Annotated in this window: 28 protein-coding genes; 7 read left to right on the top strand and 21 right to left on the bottom strand. The window is 54.0% G+C overall.

Annotated features, from left to right (window positions below; genetic code table 11):
* Positions 1-53: 53 nt before the first annotated feature.
* The 3 genes from BM485_03615 to BM485_03605 all read right to left on the bottom strand — a co-directional run bounded on the left by BM485_03615 (position 54) and on the right by BM485_03605 (position 3,763).
* Positions 54-1,418, bottom strand: a complete 1,365-nt coding sequence (locus BM485_03615; GenBank protein ID OKY76339.1) for an adenosylmethionine--8-amino-7-oxononanoate transaminase — start codon at positions 1,416-1,418, stop codon at positions 54-56.
* Between the two features lie 2 nt (positions 1,419-1,420).
* A complete protein-coding gene (locus BM485_03610) occupies positions 1,421-1,942 on the bottom strand; it encodes a hypoxanthine phosphoribosyltransferase (protein OKY76338.1) in 522 nt (173 codons plus the stop codon).
* A 138-nt stretch (positions 1,943-2,080) separates the two neighbouring features.
* Positions 2,081-3,763, bottom strand: coding sequence for a hypothetical protein (locus BM485_03605; protein OKY76337.1), 1,683 nt, complete (start codon positions 3,761-3,763; stop codon positions 2,081-2,083).
* Positions 3,764-3,984: 221 nt separating this feature from the next.
* Between BM485_03605 and BM485_03600 the strand changes: the two genes are divergently transcribed.
* A complete protein-coding gene (locus BM485_03600) occupies positions 3,985-4,146 on the top strand; it encodes a rubredoxin (GenBank protein ID OKY76613.1) in 162 nt (53 codons plus the stop codon).
* Between the two features lie 105 nt (positions 4,147-4,251).
* Here BM485_03600 and BM485_03595 read toward each other — a convergent pair whose 3' ends face one another.
* The 11 genes from BM485_03595 to BM485_03545 form a co-directional block, all read right to left on the bottom strand.
* Positions 4,252-5,793, bottom strand: a complete 1,542-nt coding sequence (locus BM485_03595; protein ID OKY76336.1) for a hypothetical protein — start codon at positions 5,791-5,793, stop codon at positions 4,252-4,254.
* 3 nt (positions 5,794-5,796) lie between these two features.
* Positions 5,797-7,209 carry a tRNA uridine-5-carboxymethylaminomethyl(34) synthesis GTPase MnmE gene (locus BM485_03590; protein ID OKY76335.1) on the bottom strand — a complete coding sequence of 471 codons (1,413 nt, stop codon included), beginning with the start codon at positions 7,207-7,209 and terminating at the stop codon, positions 5,797-5,799.
* Positions 7,210-7,380: 171 nt separating this feature from the next.
* Positions 7,381-8,250, bottom strand: coding sequence for a hypothetical protein (locus BM485_03585; protein ID OKY76334.1), 870 nt, complete (start codon positions 8,248-8,250; stop codon positions 7,381-7,383).
* A 68-nt stretch (positions 8,251-8,318) separates the two neighbouring features.
* A complete protein-coding gene (locus BM485_03580) occupies positions 8,319-9,980 on the bottom strand; it encodes a hypothetical protein (protein ID OKY76333.1) in 1,662 nt (553 codons plus the stop codon).
* A gap of 10 nt (positions 9,981-9,990) precedes the next feature.
* Positions 9,991-10,203, bottom strand: a complete 213-nt coding sequence (locus BM485_03575) for a membrane protein insertion efficiency factor YidD (protein OKY76332.1) — start codon at positions 10,201-10,203, stop codon at positions 9,991-9,993.
* Positions 10,204-10,281: 78 nt separating this feature from the next.
* Positions 10,282-10,611: a ribonuclease P protein component gene (locus BM485_03570; protein OKY76612.1), complete on the bottom strand. Its 330-nt coding sequence runs from the start codon at positions 10,609-10,611 to the stop codon at positions 10,282-10,284.
* 45 nt (positions 10,612-10,656) lie between these two features.
* On the bottom strand, positions 10,657-10,794 hold the full coding sequence (locus tag BM485_03565) for a 50S ribosomal protein L34 (GenBank protein ID OKY76331.1): 138 nt from the start codon (positions 10,792-10,794) through the stop codon (positions 10,657-10,659).
* A gap of 187 nt (positions 10,795-10,981) precedes the next feature.
* Complete coding sequence (locus tag BM485_03560; protein OKY76330.1) at positions 10,982-12,262, bottom strand: glutamyl-tRNA reductase; 1,281 nt, start codon at positions 12,260-12,262, stop codon at positions 10,982-10,984.
* Positions 12,252-13,061, bottom strand: a complete 810-nt coding sequence (locus BM485_03555) for a c-type cytochrome biogenesis protein CcsB (GenBank protein OKY76329.1) — start codon at positions 13,059-13,061, stop codon at positions 12,252-12,254. Before BM485_03555 ends, BM485_03560 begins: the two co-directional genes overlap by 11 nt.
* A 189-nt stretch (positions 13,062-13,250) precedes the next feature.
* On the bottom strand, positions 13,251-13,916 hold the full coding sequence (locus tag BM485_03550) for a siroheme synthase (protein ID OKY76328.1): 666 nt from the start codon (positions 13,914-13,916) through the stop codon (positions 13,251-13,253).
* A gap of 5 nt (positions 13,917-13,921) precedes the next feature.
* Positions 13,922-14,554 carry a Zn-dependent hydrolase gene (locus BM485_03545; GenBank protein OKY76611.1) on the bottom strand — a complete coding sequence of 211 codons (633 nt, stop codon included), beginning with the start codon at positions 14,552-14,554 and terminating at the stop codon, positions 13,922-13,924.
* A gap of 193 nt (positions 14,555-14,747) precedes the next feature.
* Here BM485_03545 and BM485_03540 point away from each other — a divergent pair, with 193 nt between their 5' ends.
* Positions 14,748-15,143, top strand: coding sequence for a hypothetical protein (locus BM485_03540; GenBank protein ID OKY76327.1), 396 nt, complete (start codon positions 14,748-14,750; stop codon positions 15,141-15,143).
* 17 nt (positions 15,144-15,160) lie between these two features.
* Here BM485_03540 and BM485_03535 read toward each other — a convergent pair whose 3' ends face one another.
* Positions 15,161-15,907, bottom strand: a complete 747-nt coding sequence (locus tag BM485_03535; protein ID OKY76326.1) for a hypothetical protein — start codon at positions 15,905-15,907, stop codon at positions 15,161-15,163.
* A gap of 128 nt (positions 15,908-16,035) precedes the next feature.
* Here BM485_03535 and BM485_03530 point away from each other — a divergent pair, with 128 nt between their 5' ends.
* The 5 genes from BM485_03530 (at position 16,036) to BM485_03510 (ending at position 19,820) form a co-directional block, all read left to right on the top strand.
* Complete coding sequence (locus BM485_03530) at positions 16,036-16,260, top strand: hypothetical protein (protein ID OKY76610.1); 225 nt, start codon at positions 16,036-16,038, stop codon at positions 16,258-16,260.
* Positions 16,257-18,035 (top strand): 4-hydroxybenzoate decarboxylase, encoded by a 1,779-nt coding sequence (locus BM485_03525; protein OKY76325.1) that lies wholly within the window; start codon positions 16,257-16,259, stop codon positions 18,033-18,035. Before BM485_03530 ends, BM485_03525 begins: the two co-directional genes overlap by 4 nt.
* A 111-nt stretch (positions 18,036-18,146) precedes the next feature.
* Positions 18,147-18,581 carry a hypothetical protein gene (locus BM485_03520; protein OKY76609.1) on the top strand — a complete coding sequence of 145 codons (435 nt, stop codon included), beginning with the start codon at positions 18,147-18,149 and terminating at the stop codon, positions 18,579-18,581.
* Between the two features lie 30 nt (positions 18,582-18,611).
* Positions 18,612-19,325, top strand: coding sequence for a pseudouridine synthase (locus tag BM485_03515; GenBank protein OKY76324.1), 714 nt, complete (start codon positions 18,612-18,614; stop codon positions 19,323-19,325).
* Between the two features lie 213 nt (positions 19,326-19,538).
* Positions 19,539-19,820 carry an integration host factor subunit beta gene (locus BM485_03510; protein OKY76323.1) on the top strand — a complete coding sequence of 94 codons (282 nt, stop codon included), beginning with the start codon at positions 19,539-19,541 and terminating at the stop codon, positions 19,818-19,820.
* Positions 19,821-19,883: 63 nt separating this feature from the next.
* Here the strand turns inward: BM485_03510 and BM485_03505 are convergent, their stop codons facing one another.
* From BM485_03505 to BM485_03480, 6 genes are all read right to left on the bottom strand, one after another.
* Positions 19,884-21,218: a ribosomal protein S12 methylthiotransferase RimO gene (locus BM485_03505; GenBank protein ID OKY76322.1), complete on the bottom strand. Its 1,335-nt coding sequence runs from the start codon at positions 21,216-21,218 to the stop codon at positions 19,884-19,886.
* 22 nt (positions 21,219-21,240) lie between these two features.
* Positions 21,241-21,972, bottom strand: a complete 732-nt coding sequence (locus BM485_03500; protein OKY76321.1) for a hypothetical protein — start codon at positions 21,970-21,972, stop codon at positions 21,241-21,243.
* A gap of 68 nt (positions 21,973-22,040) precedes the next feature.
* On the bottom strand, positions 22,041-22,394 hold the full coding sequence (locus tag BM485_03495) for an ATP synthase F0 subunit C (protein ID OKY76320.1): 354 nt from the start codon (positions 22,392-22,394) through the stop codon (positions 22,041-22,043).
* Positions 22,395-22,467: 73 nt separating this feature from the next.
* Positions 22,468-23,193 (bottom strand): ATP synthase F0 subunit A, encoded by a 726-nt coding sequence (locus BM485_03490; GenBank protein ID OKY76319.1) that lies wholly within the window; start codon positions 23,191-23,193, stop codon positions 22,468-22,470.
* Between the two features lie 9 nt (positions 23,194-23,202).
* Positions 23,203-23,628, bottom strand: a complete 426-nt coding sequence (locus BM485_03485) for a hypothetical protein (GenBank protein ID OKY76318.1) — start codon at positions 23,626-23,628, stop codon at positions 23,203-23,205.
* Entirely contained in the window at positions 23,628-23,849 is a 222-nt protein-coding gene (locus BM485_03480) for a F0F1-ATPase subunit (protein OKY76317.1), read from the bottom strand. The genes BM485_03485 and BM485_03480 overlap by 1 nt, the downstream gene beginning before the upstream one ends.
* Positions 23,850-23,896: the final 47 nt, after the last annotated feature.

The raw sequence follows: 23,896 nt of genomic DNA, 5'->3' as shown, positions 1-23,896 counted from the left end.
ATGAATGCAAAATAGCAGTCTTTCCTGAAAAGATCAATACGGGAAAGATGATTTCATTTTTTCCGCCGGCCGGAAATATTCCTCTCGTCGGAAAGAACCCGCCACATTCTTTCCGTAATGTCGTCAATATCGGCTGTTGTCGCTGAGAGGGGCAGCCAGAGATAGATGATGTTGCCTAAGGGGCGCAGGATGAGGCCTTCCTCCAGGCCTTTGAGGTAGATGGGCCAGCCCACCCGCTCGGCAAAGGTGAACGGTTCGCGGCTCGCTTTGTCCTTTACCAGTTCCAAGGCGCAGATCATGCCCAAGCAGCGCAGGTCGCCCACCCAGGGAAGATCGAGAAAACGGGCCATTTTCCGGTGCAGATGGGGAATGGTGGCGGCCATGCGCTCAAAGGGTTTTTCGTCGGCAAATACCTGCAGGGAGCCGAGAGCGGCGGCCGCGGCCAGCGGATTGCCGGTAAAGGTGTGTCCGTGGAAAAAGGTTCTGTTTTCGGTGTACGGCCCGTAAAAGGCGTCATAGATGGCATCGGTGGTGACGGTCGCCGCCATGGGCAGCATGCCGCCGGTCAGGCCCTTGGAAAGACAAAGAAAGTCGGGGGTGATGCCGGCTTGCTCAAAGGCGAACATCGTGCCGGTGCGGCCAAAACCGGTGGCCACCTCGTCCAGGATAAGATGAACGGAGTGGCGGGCGGTCAGTTCCGCCAGCCTGTTCAGGTACCGCGCCGGATAGATGCGCATGCCGCCCGCCGCCTGGATGAGCGGCTCGATGATCATGGCGGCGATGGTGTTTCCTTGCTCGTCCAGCAGTTTTTCCAGGGGGTCGAGACACTCCAGACGGCAGTCGGCAGGCTGTTGTTGCATGGGGCAGCGGTAGCAGGAAGGCGACGGAACGGTGTGGGAATCAAAGAGGATTGCGGCAAATTCCTGGTGAAAATCAGGCACGCCGCCGAGGCTCATGGTGCCGATGGTGTCGCCGTGGTAGCCGCGTTCCAGGGCGACAAAGCGGTTGCGTTCCGGCCGGCCGCGATGCCGCCAGTACTGCAGGCTCATTTTCAGGGCCACCTCGCAGGCAGTGGAGCCGTTGTCCGAATAAAAAACCTTGGTCAGCTCCGGCGGGGTGATTTTAATCAGTTTTTCGGCGAGTTCGATTGCCGGGGCGTGGCTGGTGCCGGCCAGCAGCACCTGGTCCAGCCGGTCCAGTTGCCGCTTGATTTTCTTTGTGATGGTTGGATGGTTGTGGCCGTGCAGGATGCACCACCAGGAAGAAATGGTGTCATAATAACCGCGGCCCTTGTCATCGTAGAGCATCAGCCCGTCGGCCCGGTCGATGAGGAGAAGGTCGCGGTCGGCATAGTCGTGCATCTGGGTGTACGGGTGCCACAGATGCTTGCGGTCCCGGTCCTGCAGGGTGGGGTGCATGATCACGACTCCCCGGCAGGGTCCAGGTGATAAACATCGGCAAGGTTGCGGTGCTGTTCGGCAAAGTCAAGCCCGTAGCCGACGAGAAAGCCCTCGGGAACGGAAAAGCCGGTGTAATCCGCCTCGACCTCCACCTCCCGCCGTTCCTTTTTGTCGATAAGGGCGCAGACCCGGACGCTTGCCGCGCCCTTGGCCTGAAAGTGCTGTTTCAGGCGGGTAATGGTCCGGCCGGTGTCGATAATGTCTTCCACCAGCAGAATATTTTTGCCGTCAAGAGGGAGTTCCACGTCTTTCATGAAAGCGAGCCGGCCTGATGAGCTTTTCATGCCGTAACTTGCCACCCGGATAAAATCGATCTGCAGCGGCAGGTCGATGGCGCGGGCCAGATCGGCCATGAAGATAAAGGCGCCGTTCAGGACGCCGATCAGGATGAGCTGGTCGTTGCGGAAGTCGTGGCTGATTTGGCGGCCGAGTTCCGTCACCCTTTCTGCGATTTTTTGACGGTCCAAGATGATTTTTTTCATGGCAGTGGCACGGGATGAGGTGATATCCGGAATTGACGCTGATCGTTTCTTTTTGCTTTCTTTTTACGGGAGTTTCGCGCAGAAGTCAATGCCTCCGGCGCGGCGCCTTTTTCCACCGTTGCGAATCCTCCTTCCATGTTAACGGGCAGTCTGCGGGGATCGCTTGCCGTATTGGGCACGGATCTGCTCCAGCTTATGGGCCGCATCCCTTATTTCTATCAGGTCGCTTTTGGCCGGGGCATTGCCGTACCAGTGGGCGTAATCCGGATTTGAATGGGCGACACCGATAATCATATTCTTGAGACTGACATCCAGATCGTGCAGATAAAAACGGAAACGTTCGGCAATGGTCCGGGCAACGAATTGATTGACGTTGGACTCCAGGGTGAAATTCAATTCCAGCGCACCGTCTGAGTTTTTCTTGAGTATTCCTTTGCCTGTCATATCTTCGACGAGAAGGCGAGCGGCTTGGCTCAGGGTTGCGGCATGGTTTTTTATGGCGGCAAAATCACGGCTGAAGGCTTCGGTCTGTTTTTTGGTGTGGCAGGTTCCGCATATTCCGGCCATCTCCTCCGCTGCACGGGGGGCGGCTGTGTCAGCCCCATGGCAGGTGGTGCAATCAGGTTTCATGCCGCCGGCCGGCAGCACGCCGTGGAAGGATGATTCGTAGGTGCTTTGCGCGATGTCCGTCGTATCGCGCGGCGTGGTATATGATGTAATCGGGGTCAGCGATTCTTTTTTTGCCGCCAACTCTTCCAGCAGCAGCGCCTCGGCCTCAAGTTCAACCAGATAATTTCGCATGGGAATCAAGCCTTTATAGGCGGCCATCTTGAAGTCCTGGTGATATGCCCCTTGGGCAAGGTGAATCTGCAGATACTTGTGCATCTCAAAATAGAGTTTTTCGGCTCTGGATGTGTCTTCATAGAGCTGATGGCCTCCGAGCACAAGGGTTTTGCCTTCAACAGGGTTGGCTTCCCGGTCAGCGGGAGCGGGATGGAGAAGTCCCTGCTGTCCGAGTTTTTTGATAATGGCACGGCCCTGCTGCAGAAGCATTTCACCCTGCTTTTCAAGCATTTCGGCGCCGTCAAGCCATTGTTTGTTAAAGCTTGGTTCGTGGCATTCATTGCACAGCGCTTCCATGGGGCTGGAGGAAAGCCTGTCGAGATTCTGATTGGCGTTATGGGTGTTGGGGAAATGGCAGCCGGTGCAGGTCGCTTTTGTTTGATGGTGTTTTGATTTGATGTATGCCTCCATCTGCGGGTGATCCGGTCCCATGTGGCAGGTATAGCAGGCCTCCGGCCGACGGGCTTGCTCCTTGGAGAAACTGTGTTTGTTGTGGCAGAAATCACAGCGGCCGTCGTCACTGCCGGCGCCGATCCCGTGGCAGGCCTCACAGCCCTGCGCCCGGACAACGGCGGGCTGTTTCATGTATCTGGCGCTTGCCTGCATATTCTCCCATGTTTTGCTGTGGTCACTGGCGAGGTATTCGGCTGTTTCCCGTGGATGGCATTGTTCGCAGGCTTTTCTGGCCGTGGCTGCAGGCATATTTTGATGATCGGCGCCATGACAGTCAACGCATCCCACTCCTTCTCGGCCGTGGGCGCTTTCCTTGTGCTCGGTGAAGATTCGTCGACTTACCCTGGCATGACATTCTTCACACGTTTCCTTGGAATTGAGGATTTCGGAGATCGTCATATCCGGCGGCGAAACACGCGGTTGCGGCTGCACGGCGCCTGCAATGGAACCATGCAGGAAAACGAAAGAAAAGAGAATTATCGTCGACGACCATCGTTTTGTGACGCGAAAGGACAATGTGTTCATTGGTATCCTCCTGAGTGTGACGGCATAAAAAAATGGTAGGCTCCCGGCACCCCGGTTGCTTTCAGCGGGCAGGCGCGATCAGCGGTCCCGGCGATTTTGCATTGACGATAACGTTTTCTTCCTGCTATTCTTTACGGAAGTTTTACATCTATGTCAATGCCCTCGTCCGTTGCCGTTTTCCAGAGCTCCCGCGGGGGCGCAAAAAGAACAGGAGAAAAAACATGAAAAAATATCGATGCTCGGTGTGCGGCTATATCTATGATCCGGCGGTAGGTGATGCGGACAGCGGTGTTGCCGCCGGGACCGCTTTTGAGGATCTGCCGGACGGCTGGACCTGCCCGGTCTGCGGTGCGGAAAAGGATGCCTTTGAGCCGGTTGATTAGCAGCCGTTACGAAACACGGGTCGCTTCACCGCTCTTTCTTGCGGCTCCTAATGCCGTTGTTCCGGGCATTCGGCCATGTCATTTATCGACAGCGGCTTAATCCGGTCAGATGACCAGCAGGGTGGAAATATCACCCCACATCCGGTCCAGTTCCTCGTTGAATGATTGAATGAAGTTATCGACATTGACGTCGATAAAGGGGCGGTGCTGCTCCTGCAGCATCACCCAGCCGAAGGAAGAAGCCGGTGAGACGGAGGGGGCTCCGGCCCTCCCCATCATGATGCCTCTTTCCTTGGCAAAGATATCGGCAAGGTGGATAAGGGCCACCAGCAGAATGTTCTCCCGCGCCTTTTCCGGCGTGTGATGATACAGCATCACGTCAAGGTAGGGTTTGGGCAGCCCCATTTTTTCGCCCAGCCAATAGCCGGCCTGGCCGTGATCGGTGCCGATATACTCCTGCTCGGCTTGGCTGATATTTGATTTGATGAAATCCGGTCGCAGCAACTGGGGATAAAAATTGACTTCATGCCGGTCAAGCGCCAGTTTTCCCAGGTCATGAAACAATCCGGCGAGATAGATATCATCCGAAATATTGATGCGAATCGCATCGCGCAGTATTTCCGCAATTCGGCCGACGGCCACCGAGTGCAGCCAGAACGAATCCGCCAGTTGACCGAATCCTCCGAAAAGATTTTCTTCGTTTAAGACCTTCATTGTTTCCGCCGCCACAACTTCCTGCAGATTTTTAATCCCCATGGTGACCATGGCGTGAGGCACGGAATTGACCGTCATTGTTCTGCGGAAAAAAGAGGAGTTGGCCTGCTGGATCACCTTGGCCGCCAGCATGGGGTCCGAGGAAATAAGGTCGGCAAATCGTCTGGTATCGTCGCAGTCGCCGACAAGAAAGGACGAGAGGCGCGCCGCAACCGCCGGGTTGATCGGCAGGTCAATGTTGCCGACGATACGTCGCTGCATTTTCCCCCTGGCAACGGCTTGGGGCTTGGGGACAGGCGGCAGGCCGGATGTATTGATTTCGCCGGCGGTTTTGGGCTGGGCAGGTTTTGCCGCCGCCCGCCGTTGGAATGGTGACGCCGGGGAAGCCGGTTTGGGACCGACAGGTGGTGCCTGGAGGCTTGGCGAGACGGTTGGTTTTGTTTCCCCGGATTCCGAGGCGGCGGCGGAAAGATCTCCCATTCGTTTATTTGCGGCGATCAGGCGGGTTACCAGGATTTCGCAGAAGCGGCGATAGAATTTGAGCTGCAGAAAGACGGAAGCCTGATTTAAAATGTCGGGCTCAACCATGAGGATATAGGAGTCCGAGGTTGTTTTTACCCCGGCCGTTCTTCTCGTTTCCCCGACCAGGGCCATTTCGCCGAAGGTGGCCCCGGTGGAGAGTTTGGTCAGTTCGACGTTCTGGCCGTTTTCGGTGGTGATGAAAACGGAAACAGTTCCCTTGACCAGAATGTAAAAGACCTTTTCCAGGGTGTCTTCCTTGATGATCTGGGTGCCGGTCGGCACCTTCAGCCAGCGGCTCACCGCCAGCAGCTGTTTCAGTTCATGGTCGTCGAAATCCTGGAAAAAAGGGATCTTTTTCAGGAAATTTACCTGCTGGTCAAAGGCGCTGCTGCTTTCTTGTTTCTGCTTCATTCATTATTTTCCTATGCAGAATTGCTCAAAGATCACGTCCAGTATGTCTTCCGTGGTCGTTTCGCCGATAATATCGCCCAGATGGTCAAGGGCGGTCTGCAGTTCAATGGCCAGCAGATCGGCCGGCAGCCCGGTCGTGAGGCCATTTTTAACATTTTCGCATGCATTGAGCGCTTTTTCAAGAGAAGTTCGATGCCGGACGTTGGGAATGCAGGAATGGCCGGGGTCCCAATGCGCGGTGCCGGTGACCAGTTGAAACAGGCCATCTTCCAAATCGTCGATACCGGCATGGGTTTTGGCGGAAATATGAATGGGGGCGGTGTCCGGAAAGGCCTGGCGAAACAATGAAGCCGACGGTTCGGCAATATCTGTTTTATTGATGAGCAGCAGTCGCTTTTTTGAGCCGATTGATTCGTACAGCTTGATATCGGCTGGTTGGGGCGGTTGGGTGCCGTCCACCAGAAGCAGCACCACATCGGCTTGCGCCAGTTTTCGTCGGGCGCGTTCGATGCCGATTTCCTCAACCTCTTCCGCATTGTCGCGGATGCCGGCGGTATCGACGATGCGCACGGGAATGCCCTTGATGTCGAGAAATTCCTCTATGGTGTCGCGGGTCGTGCCTGGAACCGCGGTGACAATCGCCCGTTCCTCCTTGAGCAGCGCGTTCAACAGGCTTGATTTGCCGACATTGGGCTGGCCGAGGATGATGACCGAGATGCCGTCCCGAAAGATTTTCCCCTGGCCGGCTGATTGAATCAATGTGCGCAGGGGAAGAATGATCTCATCCTCCAGCTGGCGCCCCATGGCCTCGGCCTTGATGATCTCCACGTCGTCATCCGGGAAATCGATGGCGACTTCGATAATCGCCCGCAGGTTGATAAGCGAGGCACGGATGCCGCTCACCAGCTCGCCCATCCGTCCCTGCAGCTGGGCCATGGCCATCCCCAGACCCTCGCTTGTTTTGGCCTGGAGCAGATCGATAACCGCTTCCGCCTGGGTGAGGTCGATACGGCCGTTGAGAAAGGCCCTTTTGGTGAATTCGCCCGGTTCGGCGGCAACGGCCCCGAGGTTAATGATGAGCGCCAGTATTTCCTGGAGAACCAGAAAACTGCCGTGGCAGTGAATTTCAACGACATCTTCCCTGGTGTAGGTGCGGGGAGCGCGCATGAAAACAGCCAGCACCTCGTCGATTATCCGGCCGGTACGGGGATTTTTGATCCAGCCGTAGCAGAGCCGGTGACTGAGGAATGATGCCGGGGGGGTCGCGGGAGAAAAGATTTCGGTGAGGATCCGCAGGGACCGGCTGCCGCTGATGCGGATAATGCCGATCCCTCCCGGTCCGGGAGGGGTGGCGATGGCGGTTATGGTCGCATCAACGCTTGGCAATGCAATGGTGTCGGTCGTGGTTTCAGACATCGCGGCGGGCTATATTCACCATAAAGTTAGGAGCCGTAACGAAAACACCCTGTCGCTTTCCGCGAAAATCCGTTTCGGCTCCTTATTTCATTCCGGGCAGCCGGGTGGCTGTGCTCTTTCGTGACAACGGCTGAAAGATTGCCACCATTATCGGCGATCCGGACGGGATTGTCAATTTTTGCGATTTTTCCGCCGCGGCCCCGACTGGCGGGGCCGGCCCTTGCCCGGAAGATAGATGAGGATTTTCTTGAAAAGACCGTCACCGACACTGCGGCTGCGGATGGTTTTGTCATCCTGCAGGGCCAGGTGAACGATGCGCCGTTCAGCAGGATTGAGAGCGGGAATGGTCCTGGTTTTTTCCGTTTCCTTGACTTCTTCGGCAAGTTTCAGGGCAAGTTCCTGGAGTTCGCCTTTCCGTTTTTCCCGGAATTCGCCGGCGTCTATGGCAAACAGAATTTTCTGTGGGAATTTCTTGCCGATGATTTTGCGCATCAGGTACTGGATACTGTCCAGTGCCTGGCCGTCATTGCCGGTAAGTTCTTCGCTGTGTTCTCCGGAGATTTTGACGTAGGCCTTGTTTTTTCTTTCTTCAATCTCCAGTTCGGAAGGGAAACCCATCAGGGTCAGCAGCTGGTTGAGGTCGTTTTTTATCTGGTCGAGAATTTCCGGAGTCAGAGGTTCCAGGGGAGTCTCGCTTTCTTTATCCCTTTTCCTGTTTTCCCGGGCAGGTTGCTTTTCGGTTGAGGCGGGAGGCGTTTCAGCCCTTCCTTCTTGTTCCGCGGTTTCGTCATGCGCCTCCTGCGCAGGAGCGGGCTCCGGGCGCGAAGGCGTTTGACTTTTTTCGTTTACCTGGGTTTCGCTTTTTGCCGATTTTTTTCCAGCTCGGATAACGGCCTGCTTTTTACAGAGGCCGAAGATGCCGGAGGAGCCGGTTGAGATGATTTCAATGGCAAGTTCTTCCTGGGGGGCGTGAAGCTTTTTGCATGCCTTGCTGATGGCTTCATCAATGTCTTTGCCTTTAAATTCGAGTTTCGTGGACATTCGGTTCTCCAAAAGAAATAACGGTATAATCCAAGGGTAAGCGCGGTGCGGTTTAGCGCAGAGTGCCGTCAGTCCGCTCGATTAATCGCATATTGCTGCGCGATGGCTAACAGGTTGTTGACAAACCAGTAAAGAACCAGCCCTGATGCAAAGTTGAGAAACATAAAGGTGAAAACCACCGGCAGGAACATCATGATTTTCGCCTGGGTCGGATCACCGGTGGTGGGGGTCATTTTCTGCTGGAGAAACATGGAGGCCCCCATCAGCAGGGTCAGGACCGGAATACCGCCTAATATCGGAATATCAAAACCGATAAAGAGCCGGTCGGGCGCGGAAAGATCGGTTATCCAGAGCATGAAGGGCGCGTGGCGCAATTCTATTGTCTGGAGAAGAACCTTGTACAGGGCGAAGAAAACAGGAATCTGCAGCAGCATCGGCAGGCAGCCGCCCATGGGGTTGACCTTGTACGTCTGATACAGCTGGATCATTTCCTTGTTCAGTCTTTCTTTGTCATTGCCGTATTTTTCCCGCAGTTTGGCCATTTTCGGCTGCAGTTTCTGCAGGGTTTTCATGGATTTCATGCCCTTGTGGGCAATGGGCCAGAAAAGGGCCTTGATGATCACGGTGACAAGAATAATCGCCAGACCGTAATTGTGGACAAAGCCGTAGAGAAAATTGAGCAGGTAGAGCATGGGTTTGGCCAGCACGTCAAACCAGCCGAAGTTGATGATCTTGTCCAGATTGTGGTCGACCGTCTTCAGGGTGCTCAGCTCCTTGGGGCCGAAGTAGATGATATACGAATAACGTTTCTGGCCGCCGGGAGGGAGGACGACCATGTCGCCGCTCAGGACGCTGGAAATGGTGTCTTCGCCGGTCAGGCCGAAGTGAACACTCGACGGGCCGTCGTTGTCGGGAATGACGCTGGTCATGAAATAGGTATTTTCATAGGCCACCCAGTCCAGCGTGCCGTTGCGGGTCTGTTTCCCTTTTTTCAGGTCATCCGGCTTGATTTCCTCAAGAACGCCGTCTTTGAAGAGGGCAGGGCCAATAAAGACAAAGGTGTTTTTTTCATCCTCCGGGGAAAAGGGCCTGTTGGTCATGGCCAGGTAAGGCGCGCCCTGCAGCTGATGCTCGCCGGATGTGTTGCGCACATCAATGGTCAGATGAATCAGATAGTCGTTTTCGGAAAAAAGCATCGTCCGGGTCATCTCAAGACCGGAGGGCAGCAGGCTGTGCATGGTCAGTTTCTGGTCGGATCCGGACACCTGAATTTTTTCGGTATCGGCAAGAAAAAGCGGAGCCGCGGCATTTTCCGGCTCCTCACCCCAGGTGAAAAAAAGCGGAAGCTGTTGCGGAGCGGTTGTCTTGATAAGTTCTTTGGCGCCGGAATCCTTTGCCAGGCTTTCCCGGTATTTTTTCAGGGTAAAGCTTTTGATGCCGCCGCCTGTTTCAGAAACAACGGCGGAATAAAGAGCGGTGGAAACGGCAATATCGCGTCCTTCCCTGGACGGGGCCGGAGGAACGGGCGCGTCAGGGGTTGCAATGGCGCCGGCAACTGATTTGACCGGGGCGGTTGATTGAAGAGCGGGGACTGGTTCCTGCTGCTGCGTCTGCTCCGCCGTGGTTTCGGTCGGCTCAATCGTTTGTTGCTGCGGCAGAAAGAAATATTGATAGCCTAAAAGTATGAGGAGAGATAGCACAATGGCAAGAAAAGCTCTCTTGGTCTCCATGGTTTTTCCTTTATTTTTTAACGGGATCGTAACCGCCACGACAGAAGGGGTGGCAGCGGAGAATGCGGTAGCCGGCAAGGATGCTGCCTTTTATGGCTCCGTGTTGGTTTATTGCCTCCAGGGCATAATGTGAACAGGAAGGGGTGAAGCGGCAGGTGGGCGGCAACACGGGAGAAAGAAGAGTCTGGTATCCGCGGATAAGAAGGAGCAGCAGCTTTTTCATGTTGACCTGTTCACCATAACCCAGGGTCGGAGTTTGCAGCCCCGGTCATACGACTAAATGGAGGCGTCTGGACAATGCTTACGACCGTGACGGCCCGACAAGAAGCGGCTTGATCAGCTCTGCCACCTCCAGGGGGGAAGAGGGTGGGAAATCCTTGCGGACAGCAATGATAATGTCGGACGAGGGAGTGATAAACCGCCTGTGGAAACGATAAAATTCGCGGATGATGCGTTTGATTCTGTTTCGCTTGACCGCTCTCTTGACACCATGCACACTGATTCCCAGGCGGCTCGTGGGTAAACCGTTTGGCAGGACGATGACGCTGAACTCTTTGCCCCGAAACCGCTTGCCTTTCCGGTAAACTCGCTGGAATTCTTCAGCTTTGCCGAGCAAAGCTGTTTTGGGCAGCCGCAGTGTTTTTTCCTCTGTCGTGTCCGGCACAGTCCTGGAGACTTATGCCGAAAGGCGCTCTCGTCCCTTGGCGCGACGTCGGTTGATAATGGCGCGGCCGTTTTTGGTTTTCATTCTGGCGCGGAATCCATGGGTGCGGCTGCGTTTCAAATTGCCGGGTTGAAAAGTACGTTTGCTCATAACGATTTTCCTTCAATAAATTATTTGCCTGTCTTTGGCGGCTTGTCAATAAAAACGGGAATGCTCACGAATCATGCGGTGTCTGTTTCCAAAGCAAGGAACCAGGAGCGCTTCCCCTCTCAAAAAAATAACACATTAAAATGAATTTGGTAAAATAGCACCGAAAGATGCCGTTGTCAAGAAAACCTTAGTCCTCTTTTTCCAGGTCAAGGCCGAAGAATTTCCGGGTGAAGTCCAGTTTGGCTCGCTTGTCTTCCGAGGTATGATTTTGTTTCAGGAAGAGGATGGGATCGTGCAACAGCTTGTTGATGATTGCGCCCGTCATTTTTTCGATGGATTTGATATCTTTGGCGGTCAGGTTGGAGTGCGAAAGGGTTTTTTCGAGTTCCGCCCTGGCAATGAGGTCTGCCTTGCGTCGGAGAGCGGCAATGGTGGGGGTGATTTGCATGTCCTCCAGCCACTGAAGAAATTTAAGGGTCTCTTCCGTGACGATCCGTTCGGCCCGCAAAGCCTCCTGCTCCCTTTCCGCCTTGTTGACCTCCACCACCTGGCTGAGGTCGTCCACGTCGTAAAGGTAAACGTTGTCCAGATCATTTAATTTGGGGTCCAGATCGCGGGGGACGGCAATGTCGATCAGGAAAAGCGGGCGGTTTTTCCGTTGTTTCATGATGGGCTTCACCTCTTCCTGGTGCAGGATCAGGCCGCTTGCCCCGGTGGAGCTCACCATGATGTCAACCAGCTCCATCTGGCTGTGCAGTTCCGGCAGTCCCACCGCCTTGCCGTTGAACCGCTTGGCCAGGTTGACGGCTCGTTCCAGGGTGCGGTTGGCAACGGTTACTTCGGAAATGCCCTGATTGATCAGATGTTCGGCCGCCAGTTCCGCCATTTCGCCCGCGCCCACCAGCAGCACCTTTTTGTCCTTGAGGGAACCGAAAATCTTTTTGGCCAGCTCAACCGCCGCATAACTGATGGAAACCGCGCTGCTGCCGATGTTTGTTTCGGTGCGAATTCGTTTCGCCACGGAAAAAGCCTTGTGCAGCAGGCGATTAAGGGTGACGCCGGTGCACTGCCGTTCCGAGGAATTGCGGTAGGCCTCTTTCAGCTGGCCGAGAATCTGGGGTTCGCCGACCACCATGGAATCGAGACTTGCGGCCACGCGGTAAAGGTGATTAACCGCATCGGCGCCGCTGTGCAGATAAATAAATTTGTCGATGTCGGCGTGCTGAATGGTGCTTTTGGCGAAAAGGGCTTTCTTGATGGCGTCGATGCACGGCTGCTGGTTGCCGGTGGTGAAAATGACTTCAACCCTGTTGCAGGTTGACAGGAAACAGAATTCAGCGCAGTCATCTATGGCTTTCATATTGCGAAACGGCGCTTCCGGATCATCGGTGAAGGCCAATTGCTCCCGTACTTCAACAGGGGCTGATTTATGATTTACTCCTAAAACCAGAATGGAATCAGCGGACATATGAATGAACTCCTGACAGCAGAAAGGTCACGCCCCAAAGGGTGAACAGGACGGACATAAAACCGATGATGGCGAGAATGGCGGCTCGTTTTCCCCGCCAGCCCGCGATAAAGCGCTGGTGCAGCATGCCTGCATAGATAAACCAGGTGATAAGAGACCAGGTTTCCTTCGGATCCCAGTGCCAGTATGAGCCCCATGCCTGTTTGGCCCAGAAGGAACCGGTGATGATACCCAGGGTGAGCAGGGGGAAGCCCACTGTCAGGCAGTGGTGGATCAAGGTGTCCAGCGCATCAAGGGAAGGAAGGCGGCTGTAAAAGACGCCGAATCGTTTGTTCTTCAGTTCCCGTTCCTGCAGGAGATACATCAGGCCGCTGCAAAAGCCCATGGCCAGAAAACCGTCGGCCAGGATGGCAATGCTTGCATGAATCGGCAGCCAGGCGCTCTGCAGGGCCGGCGGCAGCTCCGCGATGCTCTGCGAGGAAAGGGCGGCAACCGTCATCAGGGCGCTGATCACCAGCGAGACAAAGGTGCCGAAATTTTTAACCTGATAGCGCCAGCGGAAGGAAAGAAAGGCCCAGGTCATTGACCAGGCAAAAAAGGAAATTGTGTCGTGGTGGGTGGTGAGCGGGGTGTGTCCGGCCACCAGGTAGCGACTGATGATGGTTACCGTGTGAATTGCTCCGGCTCCGAAGAGAAGACAGCGGGCCGAGGAGCGGATTTTCTTGTTCTGGGTGACGAAAAAGGCAATGTATGTCGCCGTGGCGAAAAGGTAAATGATAAATGAAAGGGTAAAAAGCATGCGGCTATTCTCCGAAAATTGTTGACTTCATTTTACAAAAAGTCGTGACGCCGGATTGAGGTGACGATAAATCATGTGGTTATCATGCACTGTTGAGCCTGTGTTCATTGTTGCATCATTCGTCGACTTGCCTCGCTGCAGCCGTTTGCCGCAGGGGGGGCGGGTGTGTCGTGAAAAATGATTCGCCCTTTATTCCGCCTGTCCGGTCAGTCGTTCCAGCGGAACATCCTTGCCGAGAACGGCGCGGATATGATCGGTCAGCGCCTGCCAGTTTTCCTGTCTGAGCCAATCAATCATATCTCTGTGCAGCAGTTTTTCAAAAAGAATTTTATTTTTTTTGTGAGGAAAGCCCATATCCAGGACAATGGGGCGCAGCCGGCCGAGCACCTGCAGCAGGAGGTCGTAGTCGTCGGAATATTCCTTTTCCAGGTTCCGGCGGAGCTGCTTGGCCAGGGCCGGACTTTTTCCGGCGGTTGACACGGAAATGGTCAGGTCTCCCCGGCGCACGGTGGCAGGCAGAATGAAATTGCACCATTTGGGGACATCGGCAACATTGAGCAGGATGTTGCCGGCTTCGGCTTCGCGGTGAACGGCCTGCTGCACGGCACTGTCGTCGGTTGCGGCGATAACGAGAAAGGCGCCGGACAGATCTCCCTGCCGGTATTCCCGTTGCAGCCATTGAATCGCGCCTTCCGCGGCAAGAGCCGCGAGTTCGTCGTCGAGTTCCGGGCTGATCAGTGCCACCTTGCCATGGCTTGCCAGCAGGGCGCTGACTTTGCGCGCTGCAACCTTGCCTCCGCCGATCACGATACAGAGGCGGTTGCGAATATCAAGACTGATTGGAAAATAATTCACGTTGTTTACTTTTTGGTCGGGATGTGAACCCTGATTTTATTCGCCAGTTTTTCGGCAAAAAGTTCGGCATCCGTCTGCTTGCCGACAATGGAGCCGAAGTGCATGGGCACGGCCACCGCGGGGTTGATGTCAAGAGCTGCCTCCGCTGCTTCGACCGCTGTCATGACATAGGTGCCGGACACGGGCAGCAGGGCGATATCGGCTTGGATGTCCGCCATTTCGGGGATATGGTCCGTGTCGCCGGCATGATAGATGCGGACGCCTGCAACCGTGACGATAAAGCCCAGCCAGTTGTTTTTTCGCGGATGAAAATCCTTGTTGGTGTTATAGGCCCGCACCGCCTCAATGGTGATGGACTCACCGGTGAAGGTGTCGCCTGGTTTTACTGTTTGTCTCCGGCCGGACAGTTTTGCCGCGCAGTCTGCTCCCGTGATGATGACGGTTGACTCCTGCATGATTTTGCCGATATCATCGGGAGAGCAATGGTCGAAATGGGAGTGGGTCACAAGGATGTAGTCGGCCGCTGCGTGTGTGCCGGTAAGCTGAAAGGGGTCGAAGTAGATTGTTTTTCCGCCGGCGGTGAGGCGGAAGGCGTCATGGCCAAGCCATTCAAGATTCTTGAGTATGGTGTCAATCATGGTACCCTCCCCATGCAAATGCGGTAAAGAATGACGGTCACGTGCGGACCTTGCGCCGGTCTTGTCTTGCAACTTGCTTCGCAGGGCGCATTTTTCAAGATAGCCTATACCCAATTTCGTCTCCTGCGTCATCTCATAATTGAGACAAAATTGAAGAGATGAAGTTATTATACACATTTTTTGGAGGTGAAGAATGCATAAAGGGACAATTTCCGTCGGGACATCCGATTTTATGGAGCTGGTCGATATCACCCCCGGCATCGCCAAGGCGCTGGCCGAAAGCAAGGTGACGGATGGGGTCTGTTATCTCTATAATCCCCACACCACTGCCGGTCTGACTATCAACGAGGGGGCGGATCCGGCCGTGCAGGCGGATATCGTCACGGCCTTGAAGAAGATGATCCCCTTTGACCTGCAATACCGCCACCTGGAAGGGAATTCCCCGTCCCATGTGCTTGCCTCGCTGTTCGGCTCGTCACTCACGGTTTTTATCGACAGCGGCCGCCTGCAGCTCGGCACCTGGCAGAAGATATTTTTCTGTGAATTTGACGGGCCGCGCACGAGAAAGGTGCACTACCGGTTTGTCTGACGCGCCTCCGGCTGAACTCACTCGTGAACGCCCTTGCGCAGCAGGGCCAGTTCCCGTTGCCGGATATATTTCATGATCCGTTCCTCTTCGGCCGGGGTCAGGGAAAAAACCACCCCCAGGCAGAATGTGCGGGATGTCTCGTTGCGGAAAAGACGGGCCACTTCAGCCTCCTTGACCTGGAAGCGCAGCAACCCGTTTTCAGCCCCGGCAACCTTGTCGTCGGAGGGGATGGTGAGGCTGATGTTTTTGATGGTATGCCGGGGCTGGGGAAGCCCCGTGATGTCCTTGGTGCAAAGCAGCATGCCGCCGGCGCTCAGGTCTTCTATATTAAGCTTGCACTTTTTCTGGTTATACAGGAAAGTAACGCTGCTGCCGGCCGGCACATTGATGCGGTAATGCCGGCGGCGTTGCAGCATGAACAGTTCTTCGGGAAATTTGAGCTGCAGGGTGTCAACCGTGGCAACGGTTATTTCTCCGCTGAAATGGCACCATAGTTTTGTCTGGTTGCGGAAAACAACCCGGACGGCTGTGTGGCTGCCGGGCCAATCGCGCGGTTTGTCAAGGGTGATTGTTGTGTCGTCCGCGTTGATCACCAGGGTGCCGCCTGACTGGTACCCCTTATGGAGCACGGTGACGAAAAGGCGGTTTTTCTGCAGCCAGTTCATCATGTGCCGGATGATCCGTTCCGAGCGGGTGTGCTCATAGCCGGCCTGGTGTTCGACCCAGCCGTTATAGACAAGTTCATTTTGGGGACTGGCTGCCATGTGCTGATTCGTTGCCGTTTTTTTTGAAATGGGGCGCCCGGTATTCTCGAGAACATTTTGTATCACTTTTATAAATATATCAGAAGGCTGGAGTGGTAGCCATGAAAAGCTCTCCTTTTTTTGAAAAAATGAATTCCTCGGAAATATGCTTTGGTTTGAATCGGGACACCGATGAATGCTCGCTGGCTGTTTTTTTACAGATGTTCAGCCGGCCGCATCTGTTGGAAACGCTGATCCCCCGCATGACGGATGGGGATATCTCGGCTACGGTTGATTTTCTCACCGGGCTTATGAAAAAACATCTCAGTGAAACAGAGTATCACAATCTTTTTCTTGGCGAGGAAAAAGCATGAAAGCTCCGATTATCCATGACCTGCATGCCTATCTTGACGTCCTGCGGCAGGAATCCGACCTGCTTGAAGTGGACATCGAGGTTGATCCCTATCTGGAAATAGCCGAAATACATCGACGGGTCATCGCCCAGGGGGGACCGGCCCTGCTGTTTAAACGGGTGAAGGGCAGCCGGTTTCCGGTGGCGACAAATCTCTTCGGTACCAAGAAAAGAATGGAAATAGCCTTTGGCCATCGGGCTCAGGATTTTGTCAAGGATCTGGTGCGGGCGGCGGAGACGTTTATGCCGCCGAGTTTGGGCAAGCTCTGGTCCATGCGCGGCCTGGTGCCGCAGATGACAAAAATCGGCACCAGGGTGGTGAAGAACGGGCCGATACTTGACAGCTGTTTTTCTCCGGCCCGCTTGAATGAGCTGCCCATGCTCACCTCCTGGAAAACCGATGGCGGCGCCTTTGCCACCCTGCCGCTGGTTTACACCGAGCATCCCGGCGGGCGTGGGCACAATCTCGGCATGTACCGCATTCAGCGTTTTGATGAGCAGACCACCGGTATTCATTGGCAGATTCACAAGGGCGGCGGCTATCATTATCATGAAGCGGAGCGCCGCAATGAAAGTTTGCCGTTGACGCTTTACATCGGCGGGCCGCCGGCGCTTATCATGTCGGCCATTGCCCCGCTGCCGGAAAATCTGCCGGAATTGATGCTCGCCTCCCTGCTGCTCGGCGGAAAGCTGCCCATGGTCAAGGACCCGGCAGGCGGTCATAATATGGTTGCCTTTGCCGAGTTTGCGGCCAAGGGTTCCGTGCCGCCGCACATGCGCCGTCCGGAAGGGCCGTTCGGCGACCATTACGGGTATAATTCCCTGACCCATGATTACCCGGTGTTCCAGGTGGATCGCCTGTATCATCGACGGGATGCGATTTATCCGGCCACGGTGGTCGGACGGCCGAAACAGGAGGATTTTTATATCGGCGATTTTCTGCAGGACCTGCTTTCTCCCCTTTTCCCCCTGGTGATGAGCGGGGTCAAGCAGTTGAAAACTTTTGGCGAGGCCGGTTTTCACTGCCTGGCCGCGGCCCGGGTAACGGACCGCTACCCCCGTGAATCCTTTGCCGCCGGATTGCGCATTCTGGGTGAAGGCCAGCTTTCCCTGACAAAATTTCTTATCATCACCGACGGCGATATCAATATTGAAGATTTCCGCGAATTGTGGACCCATGTGCTGGAGCGGGTGGATTGGCGGCGTGATCTTTTTGTTTTTGCCAACGTTTCCCAGGATACCCTCGATTATACCGGCCCGTCGGTGAACAACGGCTCCAAGGCTCTGCTGATGGGGCTTGGTCGCGAGCCGCGCACTGTTCTGCCCCGGTCATTTCATGGCGATCTGCCCAAGGGATGCCGTGCCGCCTCGGCCTATCTGCCGGGCACACTGGTGGTGGAAGGGGAAGGGTATGGGGAAGAAAAGGAATTACCCCGGCGGATAGCGGCAGATCCTTGCTTTGCCGGCTGGCCGGTGGTTTTGCTGGTTGACAGCCTGAAAGAAGCGACGGTGAATCTGCAGGAATTCGTCTGGACCTTTTTTACCAGATTTGAGCCGGCTGGCGATATTTATGCGGCCAGCCACCAGGTGCATCGGTTTCATGTGGGGCTGGTGCCGCCCATTGTTTTTGATTGTCGGATGAAACCATGGTATCCCCATGTGCTTGAGGTGGATCCTGATACCAAAAAATTGGTGGATGGAAAAATAGATGCTGTTTTGCCGAATAATTTACGTTGATTTTTTTAATGGGTAATTTTTTTTTGCCGATAGGTTATATTGAAACTGGAGTATACGGCGAAGATGAGATAAAATGCGTTGACGGCAGGTATTCAGCGCAGCGTGGAGGACATAATGAAGATAAACAATCTGCAGGGCACACAAAATAGCGGCAAGGTCGAGCAGAAAAGCGCAAAGCCCATCTCCGGAGCTGATTTCAAGCAGCTGCTGGATGCACAGGTGCAGTCCGTGTCCGCTTCGTCCGCAGTGGCCTCCGCCGCGCGGACCGGTGCCGTGCCGGTTTCTCCCGCCCTTCGCCTTGAAAGTCTTTCCCTGGCCGAGGCGACCATCAACAGTCTCGAATCTTTCGGTTCCGCCATCAATGATCTCTCCCTGTCCGGCGAATCCCTGACTCCCTTTGTCGAGTCCTTGGAAGAAGAGACCAGCTCTCTTCTTTCCCTGAAGGAACAATTGCCGCAAGGCGATCCGCTTGCCAATCTCCTGGACCGGGTTGCCTCGGTTTCCTATGTTGAGGCGGCAAAATTCCGCAGGGGCGATTATCAGTAATTTTTTCTGTTTATTCCTCCCACTCCTGAAATGAAAGAACGTCTGCAAAAGATACTGGCCGGCTCAGGAGTCGCTTCCCGCCGCAAGGCGGAGGAGTATATCCGGCAGGGCCTGGTCACCATTGATGGAGAGGTGGTGACCGATATGGGCATTAAGATTGATCCCGCCTCCCATCAGATCCGCCTGAACGGCAAATCCATCGAATCATCCGAGGAAAAGATCTATATCCTGCTGCACAAGCCGACTGGATATGTCACCACCCTTCATGACCCCCAGGGGCGGCCGATTGTCACCTCCCTTCTGCCCGGCATCGGTCAGCGGGTTTTCCCGGTGGGGAGACTCGATCTGGATACGGAAGGGGCGTTGCTTCTTACCAACGACGGTGAACTGGCCCAGCGCATTCTTCACCCCAGTTTCGAGGTGAAGAAAACATATGTGGCCAAGGTTGCCGGCAGTCCCTCCGCCGAGAAAATCAAACTGCTGGAGAACGGCGTTATGGTCGAAGGCCGCCGGACATCACCGGCATCGGTCAAGGTTCTCCAGCATAATCCGCGTTTTTCCCTGCTCGAGATTACCATTCATGAGGGGCGAAAGCGCCAGGTGCGGAAAATGTGCGCCGCCATCGGCCATCGGGTGCTGACCTTGAAGCGTATTTCCTACGGCAATCTGCAGCTTGGTTCCCTCCCCTCCGGAAAATTCAGAATTCTCCGGAAAAAAGATATTGAGAAAATTTTTTCATCCTGAAAGTCTTTTTTTTGCAAAATCCCTTTACATTCCGGCATTTATCTGTATAAGATATTTTCAACTTCTGAAAAATGGAGCAATGTCGGGTGGTTAGCCATTAAGTGAGAGGCGGGGTGCAATATCTCCTTTCGCGACATCTCTAATTAAATCATGGAGTTATGTCCTAGGAAGAAGGTTTGGCTTTGTTTTTAACTGAGACGTCGGGAGACAATGATGAACAAGTCAGAATTGATTGAGGCCATCGCCCAGAAGGAAAATCTGCCTCATCGAGAAGCGAGCTCCATAACAAATACAATTCTGGAAACCATGATTGAAACCTTGGCTGCCGGGGAAAGTATCGAGATCCGCGGGTTTGGCAGTTTTGTGATCAAGGAATACGAGGCGTATCACGGCCGCAATCCGAAAACGGGCGAAAAGATCGAAGTACCGCCGAAAAAACTTCCTTTTTTCAAGGTCGGCAAGGAATTGAAAGAAAAAGTCAATCAGGAAAAATAGCGGTTTCGCGTTCTCCCTTTGGGGAAACATTGCCCATGAAGGGCGCGCCGTCCTTCATGGGACTTACTCCGCAATCGTGCCGACCAGGTCATAGGGATGGGCCTCGGTGATTGTGACATTGACTATATCACCCTGTCGGCACCGGCCATCGGTAATATAGACGCAGCCGTCTATTTCCGGCGCCTGGAATTCCGTTCGACCTTCAAGCAGCAACTCCGATTCACGACTTATCCCTTCCACCAGCACCGGCAGGGTTCTGCCTACATATTCACGGTTTTTGCTCAAAGAAATCTCGCTCTGCAGCTCCATCAAATAGTCGTATCGCTCCTGTTTTTCATCCTCGGAACACTGATCGGGAAAATGTTCGGCCGCGCACCCTTCTTCGTTTGAATAAGGGAAGATGCCGACATTGTTGAGCCGATAGGTTTTAAGAAAATCGGCGATTTCATCCACGTCGCTTTCCTTTTCACCGGGAAAGCCGACTATGAAGGTTGTGCGAATGGCCGCGGTCGGTACTTTTTTGTAGATACGTTCAAGCAAAGAATCAATCTGTGCCCGGTTGAAAGGCCTGTTCATTTTTTTGAGTATGTGTGAACTGACATGCTGCAATGGGATATCGAGATAATTCAGGACTCTTGTTTCACCTGCCATGAGAGCGAGCAGTTCATCCGTGATCCTGTTCGGGTACAGATAAAGAAGCCGGAACCAGTCAATGGTGCTGTTTTGCAGGAGGGCCGTCAGCAAGCCCGGAAGATTGGCCTGCTTGCCCGCAAGATCAATGCCGTAAGCGGTGACATCCTGGCCCACCAGGGTCAGTTCGCGCACACCTTCGTCTCCGAGTTTTTTTGCCTCGATCACCAGATCATCCAGGGGGCGGCTGCGGAGAGGGCCGCGAATGGAGGGAATAAGGCAGTAGGAGCAGCGGTTGGAGCAGCCTTCCGAAATTTTCAGGTATGCCCGATGGGCCGGGGTGGAAATTCGCCGGGGCAGGGATGAATCCATGATGAAAAGGGGGGGCGCAAGGTGGATTCCCCTTTTCCCAATGGTTGCATCACGCAGAATTGCGCCGATGTTTTGAAAGCCGTCCACACCGATGAAGAGATCCACTTCCGGCAGTTCTTCCCGCAGCTCTTCGCCATAACGCTGGACCAGGCAGCCGGTGACGACAAGTCGTGCTTGCGGGTTGCTTTCCTTGATCCGGCTGAGATGCAGAATTTCGTCGATTGCCTCCTCAACCGCGGACTGAATGAAGCCGCAGGTGTTGACGACCAGCAGGTCGGCATCTTTGGGATCAGGACAAACAGCGTAGCCGTCCTGCTCCAGCAGGCCGAGCATGACCTCTGAATCGACAAGATTTTTCGGACAGCCGAGGCTGACGAGGCATAATTTTTTGTTCATGGGCGGAGAGTCCGGTTGCAGTTTAATCGTTGAAATTTTTTTCCAGCCGACCGGCAAGGTCGAGAAAGATTCGACGGCTTAATTTTTTAAACGATTTTTGCTGGAAGGCGGCAAGCCATTTATCGTGCCACAGTTCGTCTGAAACAAGCATCACCGCGGCAAGATTGACCCGGCGAAAAGATGCGACCCGGCAAAGGGCGGAAAATTCCATATCCACCGCCATGATGCCTTGTCCGGCAAAATTGTCAACCTTATCTTTTGTTTCGCGGTAGGGGGCATCCGTGGTCCAGATCGGGCCCTGCTGCACCGAATAGCCTGATGTTGTCAGGAAATCGGCCAGTTGATTCCGGAGTTTATCATCCGATCCCGAAGGGGAAGGGCCGGGGTAATGGGCCGAGGTTCCTTCTTCGCTTTTGGCCCAGGTCGGCAAAAAGATCTGTTCGGCCCGCAATGTGCTGGTCAACGAACCACACCAGCCGTAAACCACGATGTTTTTGGCGCCAAGGGCGATGAGTTTTTCCAGGGCGAGAACAGCGGCAGGGGCGCCGAGTGCGGGACCGGCCCAGTAGCTGGGCGTATGTGGTCCGGGAATTTCAAGGAGATTGCCGTGGAAGAGGAAATGGCGCAGACCATTGCGATCATTTGCGGCGCTGATAATGAATGGTGTGTCACCGGGGTTGACCCAGAAAAGAACCGGCCCGGCAAGAGACGGCTCTCCTTTCCGGCGGCTCGGTTCGATGATGATTGTCGTCATATCAATAAAGACAATAAAAAAAGGCCGCAGTTGCCTGCGGCCTTTTGCAACAAATTACCGGACTGCGATTAACCGAGCAGCGGATTTGCGTAAAGCAGGATCAGAGCGATAACCAGACCGTAAATGGTCAGAGACTCGATCAGAGCCAGACCAAGAATCATGGTAACGGTAATTTTACCGGAAACTTCGGGGTTTCTTGCAACACCTGTACATGCGCCACCAGCGGCATGACCCATACCGGCTCCACAACCGGAAGCAGCAACGCCAACTGCAAGAGCGGCGGCAAGACATACAAGCGACAGGTTGTTGCTGCCGAGCTGCATGTATTTGTCGAATACTGAGGCTCCCTCAGCTGCCAGGGCCAGACCGGTTACACCGAAAACGCTGGCCACTGCCACTAATACACCGATTACCTTTTTCATTCCTTTGTTCCTCCTTAAAAACGTTAATTAATTTTGGCCTTCTTTTTCTATCTGAAAAAATTGTGTTAAAAAATTAATGGTGTGCTTCTTCCATGGCGCCTGCACAGTACAGCACGGAAAGCAGGGTGAAAACCATGGTCTGGACAACGGATACGAGAACACCGAGGCAGAGAATCGGCAGGGGGCCGAAGAAAGCACCTACCAGCATGAACAGAATGGCAAGCAAGGTCTCTTTCGCCATGATGTTACCGAAAAGTCGAATGGAGAGAGAGAGGATACGGGCAAGGTTACTGATGATCTCAATGGGCAGCATCAGGGGTACCAGCCACCACATGGGGCCCATGAAGTGTTTGATGTATTTGACGCCGTGGTATTTAAGGCCGAGAAAATGATGGGTAACCCAGACGATGAGGGTCATGCCCAGGGTGATGTTCAGGTTGGATGTCGGAGACATGAAACCCGGAATAAGCCCCATCAGGTTGGCTACCAGAATGTAGAAGGCAAAGGTGGCGATCATCGGAAACATCATGGCGGCTCTTTGAGCGCCCATGTGTTCTGTCATGAAATCCTCAAGTCCGCCGACACAGACTTCCCAGAAATTCTGTTTGCCGTCCGGCACCAGATCAAGCTTGCCCATGGTGATTTTCGGCATAACGATCAGGATGGTCATTACCAACCAGGTGTAGGTCATATGGGGCGAAACAAGTTTGGCAAGCAGGGTATCGCCGACCGGGCCGTGGGGAACCGGCATTCCCAGCCATTCCAGAATCACTGATATAAACAGTATCGGATGTTCCATGATTTTCTCCTATGCCTCTTTGGCTGTGAAATAAAACTTTTTAATCACGCTGGTCACCGTGATACCTATGCTGAAGACAACGGTGGACAAGCCTATTAATAAACCTAAAGGATGCGCTATATCTTTGCGGACCAAGACATATAGAATGAGGGCAAGAACGATGAGCCTCACATAATACTTGATGTAAAACTGTGTTTTGGCCATTTGGACCTTGCCGCTTAGGATCAGCTTGCCCTGAAGAAAGTTTTTCAGATCCTTTTTCAGGAAAAGATAACTGATGTTGGCCAGCAGTCCGCCGAGAAAGACACTCTGAGCGATTAAAAAAGGAAAGAAGATCCATGCTGCAAGCGTAAGAAATCCAGCAATGACCCAGTTGAAAATTTCAACCCGGTGGATGGGGAATTCAATGTGTTCTTCCGTTCCTGCTGCTTTCATTACAAATCCTTCCTTCGTGACATCTGGTAGAGATTCTTGAATCCGGCAACTATACCAAATGCCAAAAAAATCATGGTCAGCCAAGGGGAAGTGCGGCCATCAAAAACCTTGTTATCCAGGTAATATCCGATCCCGAGCCCGATGAAAACGCTGGCTGACATGTGGATGCCGACGGTGCCGAATACGGACATCATTTTCATTAACTCTTTTCGGGTGCCCATATCGTCTTCTCGGAAATTGGAATTAGCACTGTTTAGCACCAAAGTCA

Source organism: Desulfobulbaceae bacterium DB1, from assembly GCA_001914235.1.
In the GTDB taxonomy this organism is placed as follows: Bacteria; Desulfobacterota; Desulfobulbia; order Desulfobulbales; family SURF-16; genus DB1.
Note: the sequence above shows the minus strand (reverse complement) of the source record. Positions and strands in the feature narration are given on the sequence as shown.

What these genes read in the sequence shown, in the direction of transcription:
- BM485_03615 (OKY76339.1), bottom strand. Translation starts at nt 1,418, where the DNA reads ATGCACCCCACCCTGCAGGACCGGGACCGCAAGCATCTGTGGCACCCG.
- BM485_03610 (OKY76338.1), bottom strand. Translation starts at nt 1,942, where the DNA reads ATGAAAAAAATCATCTTGGACCGTCAAAAAATCGCAGAAAGGGTGACG.
- BM485_03605 (OKY76337.1), bottom strand. Translation starts at nt 3,763, where the DNA reads ATGAACACATTGTCCTTTCGCGTCACAAAACGATGGTCGTCGACGATA.
- BM485_03600 (OKY76613.1), top strand. Translation starts at nt 3,985, where the DNA reads ATGAAAAAATATCGATGCTCGGTGTGCGGCTATATCTATGATCCGGCG.
- BM485_03595 (OKY76336.1), bottom strand. Translation starts at nt 5,793, where the DNA reads ATGAAGCAGAAACAAGAAAGCAGCAGCGCCTTTGACCAGCAGGTAAAT.
- BM485_03590 (OKY76335.1), bottom strand. Translation starts at nt 7,209, where the DNA reads ATGTCTGAAACCACGACCGACACCATTGCATTGCCAAGCGTTGATGCG.
- BM485_03585 (OKY76334.1), bottom strand. Translation starts at nt 8,250, where the DNA reads ATGTCCACGAAACTCGAATTTAAAGGCAAAGACATTGATGAAGCCATC.
- BM485_03580 (OKY76333.1), bottom strand. Translation starts at nt 9,980, where the DNA reads ATGGAGACCAAGAGAGCTTTTCTTGCCATTGTGCTATCTCTCCTCATA.
- BM485_03575 (OKY76332.1), bottom strand. Translation starts at nt 10,203, where the DNA reads ATGAAAAAGCTGCTGCTCCTTCTTATCCGCGGATACCAGACTCTTCTT.
- BM485_03565 (OKY76331.1), bottom strand. Translation starts at nt 10,794, where the DNA reads ATGAGCAAACGTACTTTTCAACCCGGCAATTTGAAACGCAGCCGCACC.
- BM485_03560 (OKY76330.1), bottom strand. Translation starts at nt 12,262, where the DNA reads ATGTCCGCTGATTCCATTCTGGTTTTAGGAGTAAATCATAAATCAGCC.
- BM485_03555 (OKY76329.1), bottom strand. Translation starts at nt 13,061, where the DNA reads ATGCTTTTTACCCTTTCATTTATCATTTACCTTTTCGCCACGGCGACA.
- BM485_03545 (OKY76611.1), bottom strand. Translation starts at nt 14,554, where the DNA reads ATGATTGACACCATACTCAAGAATCTTGAATGGCTTGGCCATGACGCC.
- BM485_03540 (OKY76327.1), top strand. Translation starts at nt 14,748, where the DNA reads ATGCATAAAGGGACAATTTCCGTCGGGACATCCGATTTTATGGAGCTG.
- BM485_03535 (OKY76326.1), bottom strand. Translation starts at nt 15,907, where the DNA reads ATGGCAGCCAGTCCCCAAAATGAACTTGTCTATAACGGCTGGGTCGAA.
- BM485_03530 (OKY76610.1), top strand. Translation starts at nt 16,036, where the DNA reads ATGAATTCCTCGGAAATATGCTTTGGTTTGAATCGGGACACCGATGAA.
- BM485_03525 (OKY76325.1), top strand. Translation starts at nt 16,257, where the DNA reads ATGAAAGCTCCGATTATCCATGACCTGCATGCCTATCTTGACGTCCTG.
- BM485_03515 (OKY76324.1), top strand. Translation starts at nt 18,612, where the DNA reads ATGAAAGAACGTCTGCAAAAGATACTGGCCGGCTCAGGAGTCGCTTCC.
- BM485_03510 (OKY76323.1), top strand. Translation starts at nt 19,539, where the DNA reads ATGAACAAGTCAGAATTGATTGAGGCCATCGCCCAGAAGGAAAATCTG.
- BM485_03505 (OKY76322.1), bottom strand. Translation starts at nt 21,218, where the DNA reads ATGAACAAAAAATTATGCCTCGTCAGCCTCGGCTGTCCGAAAAATCTT.
- BM485_03500 (OKY76321.1), bottom strand. Translation starts at nt 21,972, where the DNA reads ATGACGACAATCATCATCGAACCGAGCCGCCGGAAAGGAGAGCCGTCT.
- BM485_03495 (OKY76320.1), bottom strand. Translation starts at nt 22,394, where the DNA reads ATGAAAAAGGTAATCGGTGTATTAGTGGCAGTGGCCAGCGTTTTCGGT.
- BM485_03490 (OKY76319.1), bottom strand. Translation starts at nt 23,193, where the DNA reads ATGGAACATCCGATACTGTTTATATCAGTGATTCTGGAATGGCTGGGA.
- BM485_03485 (OKY76318.1), bottom strand. Translation starts at nt 23,628, where the DNA reads ATGAAAGCAGCAGGAACGGAAGAACACATTGAATTCCCCATCCACCGG.
- BM485_03480 (OKY76317.1), bottom strand. Translation starts at nt 23,849, where the DNA reads ATGGGCACCCGAAAAGAGTTAATGAAAATGATGTCCGTATTCGGCACC.